The organism is Aliiroseovarius lamellibrachiae, assembly GCF_018599245.1.
GTDB classification, from domain to species: domain Bacteria; phylum Pseudomonadota; class Alphaproteobacteria; order Rhodobacterales; family Rhodobacteraceae; genus Aliiroseovarius; species Aliiroseovarius lamellibrachiae.
This window is the reverse complement of record NZ_JAHEVJ010000006.1, coordinates 17,404-31,282: the sequence shown is the minus strand read 5'-3', so window position 1 is coordinate 31,282 and position 13,879 is coordinate 17,404. Positions and strand designations below refer to the sequence as shown.

Genomic DNA, 13,879 nt, shown 5'->3' with positions numbered 1-13,879 from the left:
GGGTCTCAGGCGCGCGAAACCGGTGGGTTCATCCAAAAGCCCGCCACATCACATTTGACCAATCCGAAAGGCCCCCCATGGATTTCCCTGATTTCATAGCAGAGTTTCCCGCGCTCGACGTGCCGTTTCCCACAGAGATTGTTCAAACCAAAGCCATAAGGTCTGACGCCGGATTGGTGGTGTTTTTCACTTTCTTACAGGATCTGGTGCTGCCCGCCCATTCGCATAAAGCCCAGTGGGGCACGGTGCTTGAGGGCGAAATTGAGCTGACAATTGGCGGAAAAACCCGCGTGTACGGCCCCGGTGACAGCTATTCCATCCCGTCAGGGGTTGAGCATGGCGGGAAGATCAAAGCCGGAAGCCGCGTCATTGATGTCTTTGAGGAACCGGACCGCTATCCGGTCAAAGGATAGATCATGGCCCGTCAGGCACGCGTCAAAGTGATCTCCGTGCGCACGGAAGACGAGATTGATCATGTCCGGGTTTTGGTCTGGGAGTTCTTTGATTTCCTGCGCCTGCGCTATCCCGAAATGCTTGAAATGATTGATGACTATCTGAAAGAGCAGAACGTGAAAGGCGAGCTGGCCGCCTTTGGTCAATACTTTCTGCCGCCCCATGGCGAATGCTTTTTGGCCTTCCACAACGACCAACCGGCGGGGATTGTGATGATGAAACCGCATGGCGACAACGATGTGGAAATGAACCGGATGTATGTGCGCGACACTGCGCGCGGCCACGGAATTGGGCGTGCATTGGGGCAAGCGTTGGTGGATGAGGCGCGGGCACAACGGCGCGGCGCTGTCTGGCTTGATGCGCTTTATCGCCACGTCGAGGCGCTGCCGCTTTATGAAAGTCTGGGGTTTGAGTATTTCACCGACGCGCAGGCTTTTGGAGGCGATGACAAACGGGTCATTCACATGAAGCTGGTGTTGTGAGGGAGGGGCGCTGCCCCTCGGCTTGCAGCCTCACCCCGAGATATTTTTGGCAAGAAAAAAGGCGCGGTTTTCAAGCGGCCGTCAAAATTGGATATGTCGAGACTTTGAACACTCAACACATCTTTCGAAGATGATGTGGGGTGCCGCCATAGGTTAGCATGCGCGACAAATCATATTTCAATTACTAGGGCAATTCGCGGGCTCTGCTCTGTGCCTTCACCACCTCATCCCCGAGCAAATACCGTGGCCCTGCGCCTTTTTCCCCTGCCGCATCATCGGGGTTGTACAGCGCGCAGCGATCCAGCGACAGACAACCGCAGCCGATGCAGCCGTCAAGTTTGTCACGCAACCGGGTGAGGGTGGCGATCTGCTCGTCCAGCTCTGCGCGAAAATCATGGGAGATTTCGGCCCAATCGGCGGCATTTGGGGTGCGTTTTTCGGGCAACCGCCCCAGCACTTCGCGGATGCGGTCCAAGGTGAACCCGAACTTCTGCGCGATCATCACAAAGCTTAACCGCCGAATGTCCGACCGTAAAAATCGCCGCTGCCCGCCCGCGTTGCGTTCCGGGGCGACCAACCCTTGCGTTTCGTAATAGCGAATGGCCGACACGGCCAATCCGGTGCGCCCTGCCAGTGTTCCGATCGAGATTTCGTTGCGGCGTTGGGTTGGGTTTTGGGGCATGGCACCTCGCGAAAATAAAGCTTGAGCTAAAGTTAGGTTTAGGAATTATCACGGGTCCAGAAGCAAATCAAGGAGGCCAAAATGGCAGTTCTGGAACATGTAAACGTCACCGTAACCGACCCCTTAGCCACCGCCGCGTGGTTGGGTGATGTGTTTGGGTGGCGGATCCGCTGGCAAGGCGATGCGATGTCCGGCGGGCACACCGCGCATGTGGGGGATGACGACAGCTATGTCGCGCTTTATGCCCCCGCAAAACCCACCAACGCCCCGCAAGACAGCTATTCCACGCGGGCGGGGTTGAACCATGTGGGCGTTGTGGTTGACGATCTGACAGCGGTGGAGGCGAAGGTGAAAGCCGCCGGATTTCACCCCCATAATCACGGCGATTACGAGCCCGGAACGCGGTTCTATTTCGACGATCAGGATGGGGTGGAATGGGAGGTGATCAGCTATGCTTAACCACTGATGCGCCATGTATCGGGCGGGGTTTTATCCGCCCGGTGCGGTCGCCAAAAGGGCCTTGCATCTGAGAACAAAATGCGATCATCCTGCACGCACACCCCAATATCGGAGAGACCCATGTCCTTTACGCTTGCCACCTGGAACATCAACTCGGTCCGGCTGCGCGAGCCTATCGTGCTGAAATTGCTGGAAGAACAAGCGCCTGACGTGCTGTGCCTTCAGGAATGCAAAAGCCCGGTTGATAAAATACCTTTGGATGGGTTCCGCGCGCTTGGCTATACCCACATGGTGGCGCGGGGTCAAAAAGGGTACAACGGCGTCGCCATCCTGTCGCGCATCCCGATGGTTGAGGCGGGCAGCGAAGATTTCGCCGGTCTTGATCACGCGCGCCACATCGCGGGGCAGCTTGAAAACGGTGTCACCATTCACAATTTCTATGTGCCCGCAGGCGGTGATGTGCCGGACCGCGAAGTGAATGTGAAGTTCGGTCAAAAGCTCGATTATCTCACTGAAATGCGCGATTATTTTGCGAAGGACACCAAGAAATCCATTCTGGTGGGGGATCTGAATATTGCCCCGCGTGAGGATGATGTTTGGTCACACAAGAAGCTTTTGAAAGTGGTCAGCCACACCCCGGTCGAGGTGGAGGCTTTGGCCCAGGTGCAAGACGCCGCCAAATGGGTTGATGTGACCCGTCAGGATATCCCCGAAGGACAGCTTTACAGCTGGTGGTCGTACCGCGCCAAAGATTGGGACGCGGCGGACAAAGGTCGGCGATTGGATCATGTTTGGGCCACGCCGGATATCTCGAACGCCGCGCATGGTTCGCGGGTGTATCGCGATGCGCGCGGCTGGGAAAAACCGTCCGATCACGCGCCGGTTTTTGCGAGCTTTGATCTGTAGTCTGGCTGTCTGAGGGGCGCTGCCCCTCGGCCCCGCCCGTTGGGCGTGTCCTCACCCCGAGGTATTTTTGGCAAGAAAAAGGGGCGCGCGTTGGCTGTGCGTCTTGCAAGGGGCGTGGCCATGGGCCATCTAGGGAGCAAGCAAACAAGATGGGAGTTTCCTGATGGAACTCGGACAAGCGGCCCCAGCGGGCGAGTTGATTAAAGACGTCTCTGAGGCGAATTTCATGCAAGAGGTCATTGAGGCCTCAAACGAGGTGCCGGTGATTGTCGATTTCTGGGCGCCATGGTGCGGCCCATGCAAGACGCTTGGACCGGCGCTTGAGGCGGCTGTGACTGCGGCCGGTGGTCGCGTGAAGATGGTCAAGATCAACGTCGACGAAAACCAAGGCATCGCGGGCCAGATGCAGGTGCAATCGATCCCAACGGTTTATGCGTTTCACCAAGGCAAACCCGTGGATGGTTTCCAAGGCGCGCTGCCCCCCAGCGAGATCAAAACCTTTGTGGACCGTGTGGCGGAACTGGGCGGTGACGGCGGTTTGGCTGATGCATTGGCCGCCGCGGAAGAAATGCTAGAGGCGGGCGAGGCGGAAGACGCCGCACAGACCTTTGCCGCGATCTTGGAAGAAGACCCAAACAGCGCCGCCGCTTTTGGTGGTCTGGCCCGCGCGCAAATCACCTTGGGTCAGTTGGATGAGGCGGAAGCCGTGTTGAATGGCGCCCCGGCCGAGATTTCAGAAGCCCCAGAATTGGAAGCGGCCCGCGCGCAGATCGAACTGGCGCGGCAAGCGGAAACCGCGGGCCCCGTGAACGACCTTCGCGCCGCTGTGGACGCCAACGCCGATGATCACCAATCGCGCTTTGACCTTGCCATCGCGCTGAATGCCAGTGGTGATGCGCAGGGCGCTGTGGACGAGCTGTTGGAACTGTTCCGCCGGGATCGTGAATGGAACGATGGCGCCGCCAAAGCCCAGCTGTTCACCATCTTTGACGCGCTTGCGGCCAATGATCCGGTCGCCCTGAATGGCCGCCGCAAACTGGCCTCGATGATCCTGATCTAAAGCCGCATCAAGGCTTTGACACTTCGGTTGGGCAGGTTAGGGTGAGGCATGATCACACCCGCAGACCTGCCCGATACGATCCCGCTTTTCCCCTTATCCGGTGCGCTTTTGCTGCCGCGCGGACGCTTGCCCCTGCATGTGTTTGAACCCAGATATCTGGCGATGGTGGATGACGCGCTGAAATCCCCCGGGCGGCTGGTTGGCATGATCCAACCCATCGGTGACAGTGACCGCTTGCACTCCATCGGCTGTGCCGGGCGCATCACATCCTTCACCGAAACCGAAGACGGGCGCTATATGATCACCCTGACCGGCGTGTCGCGCTTTCGCATGGGCGAGGTGGAGGAGGGGTTCACCCCCTATAAACGCCTGCGCGCCGACTGGGCCGGATTTGACCGCGACCTTGGCCAACCCGAACATGATCGCCACATGGACCGCCCCCGGTTTTTATCGATCCTCGCGCGGTTTTTTGAGCTTGAGGAATTGCAATCCGACTGGGAACATCTGAAAGACGCAGAGGATGAATTGCTGATCAATGCGCTTTCAACCCTGTGCCCCTTTGATGCCGAAGACAAACAAGCGTTGCTCGAGGCGCCTTCGCTGACCACCCGGCGCGAAACGCTTGTGACCTTGATGGAATTTGCCCTGCGCAGCAGGAATGGAGATGAGAAATTACAATGACAACTGCCCCCACAAACGCCGATAAAACCACCGCCAAAACCGACCGCCGCATGATCGAAGCCCTCGTCTGCCCGGTCACCCAAACCACCCTGTCTTATGACGCAGAGGCGCAAGAACTGGTGTCAAAATCCGCCAAAATCGCCTTTCCTATTCGCGATGGTATTCCGGTGATGCTGGTGGATGAGGCAAGGAAGCTGGAGGAGTGAGGGGGTATTCGTTACCGCCGTATGGTGTATCGTGCGGTTCTTCCCCGCTTCTGCGCTCGCGTTCGGTTTGGATGATGTGAGAAAATTAACTAAAGAAACCTAATCTATTAAATGACCCAAATGCTTCTCTCTGCCACTCCTCCTACTTTGTACATATTTCTTGATGAAGGAGGAAATTTTGACTTCTCGTCCAAAGGCACAAAATACTTCACTTTAACTTGCACTAGCATGTATCGGCCATTCACGCTGCACACAGGTTTAGATACGTACAAATATGACCTGATTGAACATCGTATTAAGCCGCGCATTGAGATGGAATATTTCCATTGCGCCGATGACAACAAGCACGTTCGTAGCAAAGTATTTTCCATGCTTTCTGGATCGGTTCCGCATGAGTCTGTGGACTCGGTAATTATTGAGAAGCGGAAAACCGGTCCAGCCTTGCAACCACCAGAGAAATTCTATCCTAAGATGCTTGGGTATCTATTGAGGTATTCTGTTGAAAAGGCAGCGCATGGTGTTGGTGAGGTTGTTGTCATTACAGACAGTTTGCCAGTAGCGAAGAAAAGAAGAAGCGTTGAAAAGGCGGTAAAGACGGTACTGGCTGGTATGCTTCCTGCAGGGATACCATACAGAGTAATGCATCATTCTTCGCGAGCGCACTACGGCTTACAAATTGCTGACTATTTTAACTGGGCGGTATTTCGAAAATGGGAGCATGGGGACGACACATCGTACACCGTAATTGAATCTCAAATACGAAGCGAATTCGACATCTTTAGAAGCGGAACTCGCTATTACTACTGAGGAATGTGACCCCTCCAACTACCGACCTGGAGAACCCCTTGGGTTCTTATCATCGGAGGGGAACCTTTTGTCCACTATATACGCATCGAATCTTGAATATCAAGTTAAGAGAGCTTGATCGGCACATTGCTGACATCACCCCCCTAAATCTGCCGCCCCTGCAACAGCTTCGGCAAATCTCCAGTCAACCCGGCGGCTTCTCGGATAAATGTCCGACGCAACGACGGAAACGCGTTGACCAGCCCAAGCCCCAGATCGCGCGTGGTGCGCAGGATGGGGTTGTCGTTGGAAAACAACCGGTTGGTCAGCTCGGTGGTGCCAACCATCTGCATCACGTCAAAACGCCGCCATTGTTGATAGCGTTCCAGCACGTCAATCCGCCCGATGTCTTCACCGCGTCGCCGCGCGAGCGCCAGCACTTCGGCCAAGGCGGCGACATCTTTCAGCCCGGCGTTTAACCCTTGCCCCGCAATCGGGTGCATCCCGTGGGCCGCATCGCCCACCAACGCCACGCGGTCGGTGACATAATGCTCTGCCACGGTCAGGTTCAAAGGATAGGTGAACCGTTTGCCCGCAAGGCTGATTTCACCCAGAAACGACCCAAAGCGCGGGCGCAATTCGGCCAGATATCCGTCGTCCTCCAGCGCCTGAATGCGCGCGGCCTCTGCGTGGCTTTCGGTCCAGACAATTGAACTTTGATTGCCCGGAAGCGGCAAGATCGCCAGCGGGCCGGGGGGCATGAAAAACTGATGCGCAGCGCCTTGATGTGGAAGCTCGTGATCCACCGCGCAGACCAAAGAGGTCTGCCCGTAATCATGGCCGCGCCGGGTGATGCCTGCGCGTTCGCAGGTGCCAGAGCGGCGCCCATCACAGCCCACAACCATCCGGCCGGTAAGGACCTTGCCCGACCCAAGCGTCAGCGTGACACTGGCGGTATCCACCTCTTGCGCGACCACGGTTTCCTGATCGATCAATGTGATGCGCGGGTGCGCCTCTACCGCGTCCAGAAACGCGCGCGACAGGAACCGGTCTTCGACCATGAACCCCATCGGGCCTTCGTCAATTTCCGCGTGATCAAACTCCAACACAAACGGCCCCGGCCCTTCGCCGGCCCGCCCGTCGGAAATGCGAATGTCCAGTAAAGCCTGCGCATTGGGGGCCACTTTGGGCCACACACCAATGGCGCCCAACAACCGGGTCGAGGCAAGCGCCAGCGCATAGCCGCGCCCGTCAAACCCATCGGTTCCGCGCGCGCCCTTCGGCATCGCGTCCACAATCGTGACGTCAAAGCCCGTGTCCGCAAGCGCCAGCCCCAGCGCCGGACCATTCAGCCCGCCGCCCACAATCAGAATATCAGCGTCCAGTTTCATACGCTCTTTGTTGCGCGAAACGGGGGGGATTGTCCATGTGCGATCCTGCCGCTACCGTCACCAAAGAGTGTACCGGAGGGCGTCATGGCAAATGAGTGGTTGAAGATGAGTGTGGGGGATTTGGGGCGCGGTATTGGCGCGGGAAAGATTGACCCGGTGGATCTGACCACCGCGTTTTTTGACGCGATCAAAGCCCACCCGTTTGCGGACCGCATTTATGCCCGCCTGACCGAAGATCGCGCGATGGCCGAGGCGAAAGCCGCCAGCATCCGCGCCAAATCAGGACAGCGTTTGGGGCTGGTCGACGGGGTGCCAGCGTCCTGGAAAGACCTGTTTGATACGGCGGGGGTGGCGACCGAGGCGGGGTCTGCTTTGCTGAAAGACCGTGTGCCGGATGAAGACGCCGAAGTGCTGAAAAACGCCACCGCCCAAGGGATGATTTGCCTTGGCAAAACCCATATGAGCGAGCTTGCCTTTTCTGGTCTCGGCCTTAACCCCGTGACCGCCACGCCCCCTTGCGTGAACGATCATGATGCGGTGTCGGGGGGGTCATCATCTGGTGCGGCCACGTCCGTTGCCTTCGATCTGGCCCCTTGTGGCATTGGGTCGGACACCGGTGGCTCGGTGCGCATTCCCTCCGCGTGGAACGATTTGGTTGGGCTGAAAACCACCGCGGGCCGCGTGTCCGCCAAAGGCGTTGTGCCCTTGGTCGCGAGCTTTGATACCGTCGGGCCGCTCTGTCGCACGGTGGAAGATGCCGCCCTGATGCTTGCGGTGCTTGAGGGTGGAACCGCCGCTGATCTGCGGGGTGCCACCCTGAAAGGCACCCGGCTTTTGGTGTTGGAAAACGGCGTGAATGATGCGCGCGATGAACCACGCGCCGGATTTGAAAGCGCGGTGGGGCGGTTGATGGACAATGGGGCCGAGGTGACCCGCGCCACATTGCCGGTGATTGAGGATGCGCTGGCGCTGTCTGGCGTGCTGTTCACCACCGAGGCCTACGCCACATGGTATGACGAGATCGAGGCCCAGCCTGACCTGATGTTCCCCGAAATCCTAGAGCGTTTCAGGGCCGGGGGGCAGTTCACCGGCGTCGAATTTGTCCGCGCGTGGCAAGCTTTGGCTCAGATGCGCGCCAGTTTCCACGCCCAAACCGCAGGATTTGACGCGGTGATCCTGCCGACTTCCACCATCATGCCGCCCAATGTCGAACGGCTCATGTCCGACCATGACTATTACGTCGAGGAAAACCTCTGGGCGCTGAGAAACACGCGCATGGGCAATTTGATGGGCAGCTGTGGGCTGTCTTTACCAACGGGATTGCCGTCGACTGGCCTCATGATGCTGGGCGCGCCGATGGCAGAGGAGCGGTTGTTGCGGCTGGGCGCAGCGGCGGAAAAGGTGCTGGCGTAAATGTCGGCTGTGAGCCCATTATTGCCGAATGCTGCAAATTTCACGAATGGCAGGTTCAATTTGACATGCAACAATATTGTTGCATTATGAGGCATGAGCATTCAATTTGACCCACAGCTAAGCACTCTTTTCAGCGCCCTTGGTGACACAACGCGGTTGTTGATCCTTGATGAGTTGAGAAAACGTGAACACCAGACGCTTTTCGAACTTTGCGCAAGATTGTTCGAAGAGCATTCAATCACAATATCCAGACAAGGCATCACAAGGCATCTGAATACATTGGAGCAGGCTGGTCTGATCACCACGACTTGGCGAGGGCGCACAAAGATTCACACCCTGCTCTCTGCGCCAATTTCGGATGCGATCAACCCCTGGGTGGAACTATATTCTCAAGGAGACACCATATGAAAATGTACATGAAGAACATCGCTGTCGATGATCAATCTAAAGCACTCGATTTCTACACGAGTAAACTTGGGTTTGTCGTCAAGCACGATATCCCACTAGGCGAACACCGTTGGCTGACAGTGGTTTCGAAGGAAGAGACCGAAGGCGTGGAATTGGGTCTGGAACCGAACGCGCATCCAGCATCGCGTGCCTATCAGGAAGCGCTTATGGCTGACGGTATTCCCGTTTCAGCATTCAGCGTTGACGACATCGAGGCGGAGGTTGCCAGACTAGAGAAAATCGGTGTCGAGTTCACACAACCCCCTGTGAAGGCTGGCGGTGCGACGATGGCTGTCTTTGATGACACCTGCGGAAACCTCATTCAGCTCGTCGAGCTACATGTTTGAGCGGCAAGCATAGGCGTTCCGCCAATCCATGAAGTTTACATTCGTTGACCGCATATCAACGGCAATATTGTCCGCACAGCCGTCATTGCGCCAAAGTTATACCCCCCCACATGACCCAAAAACCACACCCCCAATCCACAACGTACGAAAATATCGGGGTTTTTCTGGACCAACCGAAAATCGCTGTCTATTGTGAACGAATACGGGGCGACATGATCCCGATAAAACCTGAGGCAGATATAGAGGTAGAGACGTTCTATGACGTTTCCCGAGCGGTATTCCGGCTTACCAGCCTATGCATTTCCGCGTTTGCGCGCGCTCCTGGATCATTTGGATCCGGGCGGCGATCCTGTGCATATGACAATCGGCGAACCGAAACACGCCTTTCCGGACTGGGTGATGGATGTCATCGCCGCGCATTCCCATGAATTTGGGCGCTATCCCACCAATGAAGGCACGCCCGAATTGCTGGCGGCGATTTCAGGCTATCTGAAACGCCGTTATTCGGTGGATATGCCCGTTGATCAGATCATGGCCCTAAACGGCACCCGCGAAGGGTTGCACAACGCGCTTTTGGCGCTGTGTCCTGAGGAAACCTCGCGTGGTGAACAGCCTATCGTTTTGATCCCAAACCCGTTTTACCAAGTTTACGCCGTGGCCGCGCGCACCATTGGGGCCGAACCGATGTTTGTGCCAGCCACTGCCGAAACCGGTCATTTGCCCGACTATATGTCGCTGTCGCCCAAGGTTTTGAACCGGGTCGAAGTGGCATATATCTGTTCGCCCGCCAACCCGCAGGGCGCTGTGGCGGACCGCGATTACTGGGCCAATCTGATCCAGCTGGCGGAAAAGTTTGATTTCAAAATCTTCGCTGATGAATGCTACGGCGAGATTTACCGCGACACGCCCCCCGTGGGCGCAATGGAAGTGGCGCATGAGGGCGGCGCAGATCCTGAGCGTGTGACCATTTTCCACTCGCTGTCAAAACGATCAAATCTGCCGGGGCTGCGGTCGGGCTTTGTGGCGTCCGGCCCCGAAAGCATCGCGCGCATCCGGCGTTTGCGAAATTACGCGGGGTCGCCGATCCCCCTGCCGCTGCAACGTGTTTCAGAACGCGCTTGGGCGGATGATGTGCATGTGGCCGAGAACCGTGCGCTGTATCAGGAAAAATTCGAGATCGCGGACGAGGTGTTTGCCGGCGTGCCGGGATACATGTCGCCAGAGGCCGGGTTTTTCCTGTGGCTTCCGGTGGAAGACGGCGAAGCGGCGGCCGTGAAGCTATGGACCGAGACCGGCGTGCGGGTGTTGCCCGGCGCGTATCTGTCGCGGGACGTTGATGGTTTTAACCCCGGCAAGGGGTATATTCGGGCCGCCATGGTGGCCCCAAAACAAGAAATGCAGCGCGGGCTGATCAAGCTCCGTGACTGTCTCTATACGTGAGGGTAGGCGGAATGGCGTTTCAGGCGAAGCAACGAGATCCGATCTTTGACAGTGGCACCCAAGCGGTGATTGAACGGCGCGGGAAAGAGCTGATTGGCATCGGCTTGATTGTCGTCGGCATCGTTATCGCGCTGATTTTGGGCAGTTACTCACCAGAAGATCCCGGTTGGATGTCGGCCACAGAAGCGCCCGCACAAAACGCATTGGGGCGCATCGGCGCCTTTATCGCCTCGCCTTTGTCGGTGATTTCGGGGCTCGGAAGCTGGGCCTTGCCGCTTATTCTGGTCATCTGGGGCCTGCGGTTTACCTTTCACATGGGCGGCGAGCGTGCCGTGTCGCGGGTGATCTTTGCGCCCATCGCCGTGGCGCTTGCCGCGGTCTATGCCTCGACCCTGGTGACAAGCGTGACCTGGACCCATTCCTTTGGCATGGGGGGGCTGTTTGGTGACACCGTTTTGGGCGCATTTCTGGCCGCCCTTCCGTTTGGCATCGCATTTTCCCTAAAGCTGATGTCCGTTGTGGCGGGCGCTGCGACCGTCGTGGCGCTGGGCTTTGTACTTGGCCTGAATATGGCTGAACTGAAACGCATTGGGCATTTCCTGCTGGTCGGTCTGATCATGACCTACGCGGGCATCATGGCGCTTTTGGGCAAAAGCGTTAAGGGCGCCGCCAAGGGTGCGGCTGTTGGAACTGTTGTGGCCGCCAAAGGCATCAGCGCACGCCGCGCTGCCCGGTCTGAGGCCCGTGCCGAAGCGCGCGAAGAAGAGCTGCGTTTGGCTGAAGAGGCCGCCGAAAATGTGCTTGAGGATGAAGTGTTCTCATCACCGCCCCCCCTTCGCACCGCCGCGATCAAACGTGGCGCAACCGCACGGGACTATCACATGGAACCCCCTGTGAGTGCACAAGATCACCCCGTTTACGATGATGACTTCGGCGCTTATGTGGAACCAGAACCCGTTCAAAAACAGGGCCTTTTGGCGTCGCTGATGCGTCGGGCAACGCCGCAGCCTGAATTGGTGGAACAACCCGCGTTTGAAGGGGAGATCCCTGAAACGGAAGGCGGCGAAGACCGGATCAAAGCCAAAGTGGCAACGGCCCTTCGCAACCGCTCGCGCACCATGGCCACCGCCCCTGCGCCAGGCGCAATGCGCGATGAACCCCCAATGGCGCGGGCCGTGGCACGCCATCGCCGCAGCCCGGATCCGATGATCCTGGAAGCCGCCGTGCCAAATGATGTGGTCGCCCCGTTTGCCGAAGCCACCGATTTTGATGACAGCGTCTATGCGGGCTATGAACCAGATGAAATGTCGCCCGATTTCGCCACCGCCATGGGCATGGACGAAGGCGAACTGGTGGTCGAAGACCTGATGGCCACGCCCGCCACGGCCACAGCACCGCGCGTATTTACGCCCCCCTCTGCAGGGTTTGTGCCGTCGACCAAAAAGGTTGTGGAACACAAAGTCCGCAAGCCTGTCCAGACGTCGACCCAAGCCCGTTCAGAGGCGCAACCAAGCCTGAAGTTCGACGAAAACGCCCCAAAATTTGAACTGCCCCCGCTCGGCCTGCTTGCGGATCCGGCGACCATCGAACGTCACCACCTGTCGGATGAAGCGCTTGAGGAAAATGCGCGCATGTTGGAAACCGTGCTCGATGATTACGGCGTAAAAGGCGAGATCGTATCCGTGCGCCCCGGCCCCGTTGTCACCATGTACGAACTTGAACCCGCGCCGGGTTTGAAAGCCAGCCGTGTGATCGGATTGGCGGATGATATCGCGCGTTCCATGTCCGCATTGTCCGCCCGTGTGTCCACCGTGCCGGGCCGCAGCGTGATTGGCATCGAACTGCCCAATGAAAAGCGCGAAATGGTCTCGTTCCGCGAAATCCTTTCGACCCGCGACTTTGGCGATGGCAACCACGGGCTGCCGTTGGCGCTGGGCAAAGATATCGGGGGTGATCCCATCGTCGCAAACCTTGCCAAGATGCCTCACCTGTTGATCGCGGGGACCACCGGGTCCGGTAAATCCGTGGCCATCAACACGATGATCATGTCGCTTTTGTATCGTCTGACACCAGAAGATTGCCGGATGATTATGATCGACCCAAAGATGTTGGAACTGTCGGTTTATGACGGCATCCCGCACCTTCTGTCGCCCGTTGTGACCGACCCGAAAAAGGCGGTTGTTGCCCTGAAATGGGTGGTGGGTGAAATGGAAGACCGTTACCGGAAAATGTCCAAAATGGGCGTGCGGAATATCGAGGGCTATAACGGTCGGGTCAAAGACACGCTGGCCAAAGGCGAAATGTTTGAACGCACGGTTCAGACCGGATTTGACGATGACACCGGCGAGCCGATTTTCGAATCGGAAGAAATCACCCCCGAAAAACTCCCCTATATCGTGGTGGTGGTTGATGAAATGGCCGACCTGATGATGGTTGCGGGCAAGGAAATTGAGGCGTGTATTCAACGTCTTGCGCAAATGGCGCGGGCGTCTGGTATTCACATCATCATGGCCACACAACGCCCATCGGTGGATGTGATTACCGGCACCATCAAGGCGAACTTCCCAACGCGGATTTCGTTCCAGGTGACCTCAAAAATCGACAGCCGCACCATTTTGGGCGAGCAGGGCGCCGAGCAATTGTTGGGCATGGGTGACATGCTTTACATGGCGGGCGGTGCGCGCATCACCCGTGTACATGGGCCGTTTGTATCGGATGAAGAGGTTGAGGAAATCGTGACCTATCTGAAATCCTATGGCCCCCCATCTTATATCGGCGGCGTGGTCGAGGGGCCGGATGAGGACAAGGTCGACAATATCGATGCCGTTCTTGGTCTGAACACCGGTGGCAACACCAATGGCGAAGATGCGCTTTACGATCAGGCGGTGGCGATTGTGATCAAGGATCGCAAATGTTCGACCTCTTACATTCAGCGCAAGCTGGCGATTGGTTACAACAAAGCCGCCCGTCTTGTGGAGCAGATGGAGGATGAAGGTTTGGTTTCAGCCTCGAACCATGTGGGCAAGCGCGAAATTCTCATTCCTGAACAGCAATAACAACCAAAAATTAACCATAAGAACCGAGCGTGGGGGTCCAAAGAGACCCCGCGCCATTACTCACGAGGCA

General features: G+C 57.3%; 15 protein-coding genes. 13 read left to right on the top strand and 2 right to left on the bottom strand.

The genetic code is table 11. The features are described from left to right. The first annotated feature begins 77 nt into the window (after positions 1-77). A complete protein-coding gene (locus tag KKW20_RS11320; protein ID WP_214568005.1) occupies positions 78-413 on the top strand; it encodes a cupin domain-containing protein in 336 nt (111 codons plus the stop codon). Between the two features lie 3 nt (positions 414-416). Continuing rightward, positions 417-935 carry a GNAT family N-acetyltransferase gene (locus KKW20_RS11315; RefSeq protein ID WP_214568004.1) on the top strand — a complete coding sequence of 173 codons (519 nt, stop codon included), beginning with the start codon at positions 417-419 and terminating at the stop codon, positions 933-935. Between the two features lie 184 nt (positions 936-1,119). Here the strand turns inward: KKW20_RS11315 and soxR are convergent, their stop codons facing one another. Continuing rightward, a complete protein-coding gene (gene soxR / locus KKW20_RS11310; protein ID WP_214568003.1) occupies positions 1,120-1,617 on the bottom strand; it encodes a redox-sensitive transcriptional activator SoxR in 498 nt (165 codons plus the stop codon). Between the two features lie 81 nt (positions 1,618-1,698). Between soxR and KKW20_RS11305 the strand changes: the two genes are divergently transcribed. From KKW20_RS11305 to KKW20_RS11280, 6 genes are all read left to right on the top strand, one after another. Then, positions 1,699-2,076 (top strand): VOC family protein, encoded by a 378-nt coding sequence (locus KKW20_RS11305; protein ID WP_214568002.1) that lies wholly within the window; start codon positions 1,699-1,701, stop codon positions 2,074-2,076. A 120-nt stretch (positions 2,077-2,196) separates the two neighbouring features. Then, positions 2,197-2,982, top strand: coding sequence for an exodeoxyribonuclease III (locus KKW20_RS11300; RefSeq protein WP_214568001.1), 786 nt, complete (start codon positions 2,197-2,199; stop codon positions 2,980-2,982). Positions 2,983-3,142: 160 nt separating this feature from the next. Continuing rightward, positions 3,143-4,042, top strand: a complete 900-nt coding sequence (trxA, locus tag KKW20_RS11295; RefSeq protein ID WP_425514275.1) for a thioredoxin — start codon at positions 3,143-3,145, stop codon at positions 4,040-4,042. A gap of 48 nt (positions 4,043-4,090) precedes the next feature. Beyond that, positions 4,091-4,723, top strand: a complete 633-nt coding sequence (locus tag KKW20_RS11290; protein WP_214567999.1) for an LON peptidase substrate-binding domain-containing protein — start codon at positions 4,091-4,093, stop codon at positions 4,721-4,723. Next, the gene (locus KKW20_RS11285) at positions 4,720-4,929 is read left to right on the top strand and encodes a Trm112 family protein (RefSeq protein WP_214567998.1); all 210 of its coding nucleotides are present in this window, start codon (positions 4,720-4,722) and stop codon (positions 4,927-4,929) included. Before KKW20_RS11290 ends, KKW20_RS11285 begins: the two co-directional genes overlap by 4 nt. Positions 4,930-5,040: 111 nt before the next feature. Then, on the top strand, positions 5,041-5,736 hold the full coding sequence (locus KKW20_RS11280) for a DUF3800 domain-containing protein (protein ID WP_246534580.1): 696 nt from the start codon (positions 5,041-5,043) through the stop codon (positions 5,734-5,736). A 143-nt stretch (positions 5,737-5,879) separates the two neighbouring features. Here the strand turns inward: KKW20_RS11280 and KKW20_RS11275 are convergent, their stop codons facing one another. Next, positions 5,880-7,106: an FAD-dependent monooxygenase gene (locus KKW20_RS11275; RefSeq protein WP_214567997.1), complete on the bottom strand. Its 1,227-nt coding sequence runs from the start codon at positions 7,104-7,106 to the stop codon at positions 5,880-5,882. An 84-nt stretch (positions 7,107-7,190) separates the two neighbouring features. On the opposite strand from KKW20_RS11275, the gene KKW20_RS11270 reads away from it, so the two are divergent. The 5 genes from KKW20_RS11270 (at position 7,191) to KKW20_RS11250 (ending at position 13,809) form a co-directional block, all read left to right on the top strand. Beyond that, positions 7,191-8,519, top strand: a complete 1,329-nt coding sequence (locus KKW20_RS11270; RefSeq protein ID WP_214567996.1) for an amidase — start codon at positions 7,191-7,193, stop codon at positions 8,517-8,519. A 93-nt stretch (positions 8,520-8,612) separates the two neighbouring features. Next, positions 8,613-8,927, top strand: a complete 315-nt coding sequence (locus KKW20_RS11265) for an ArsR/SmtB family transcription factor (RefSeq protein WP_214567995.1) — start codon at positions 8,613-8,615, stop codon at positions 8,925-8,927. Beyond that, complete coding sequence (locus tag KKW20_RS11260; RefSeq protein WP_214567994.1) at positions 8,924-9,313, top strand: VOC family protein; 390 nt, start codon at positions 8,924-8,926, stop codon at positions 9,311-9,313. The genes KKW20_RS11265 and KKW20_RS11260 overlap by 4 nt, the downstream gene beginning before the upstream one ends. Positions 9,314-9,571: 258 nt before the next feature. Next, positions 9,572-10,753, top strand: a complete 1,182-nt coding sequence (locus tag KKW20_RS11255; RefSeq protein WP_214567993.1) for an aminotransferase class I/II-fold pyridoxal phosphate-dependent enzyme — start codon at positions 9,572-9,574, stop codon at positions 10,751-10,753. A gap of 11 nt (positions 10,754-10,764) precedes the next feature. Beyond that, positions 10,765-13,809, top strand: coding sequence for a DNA translocase FtsK (locus tag KKW20_RS11250; RefSeq protein WP_214567992.1), 3,045 nt, complete (start codon positions 10,765-10,767; stop codon positions 13,807-13,809). Positions 13,810-13,879 lie beyond the last annotated feature (70 nt).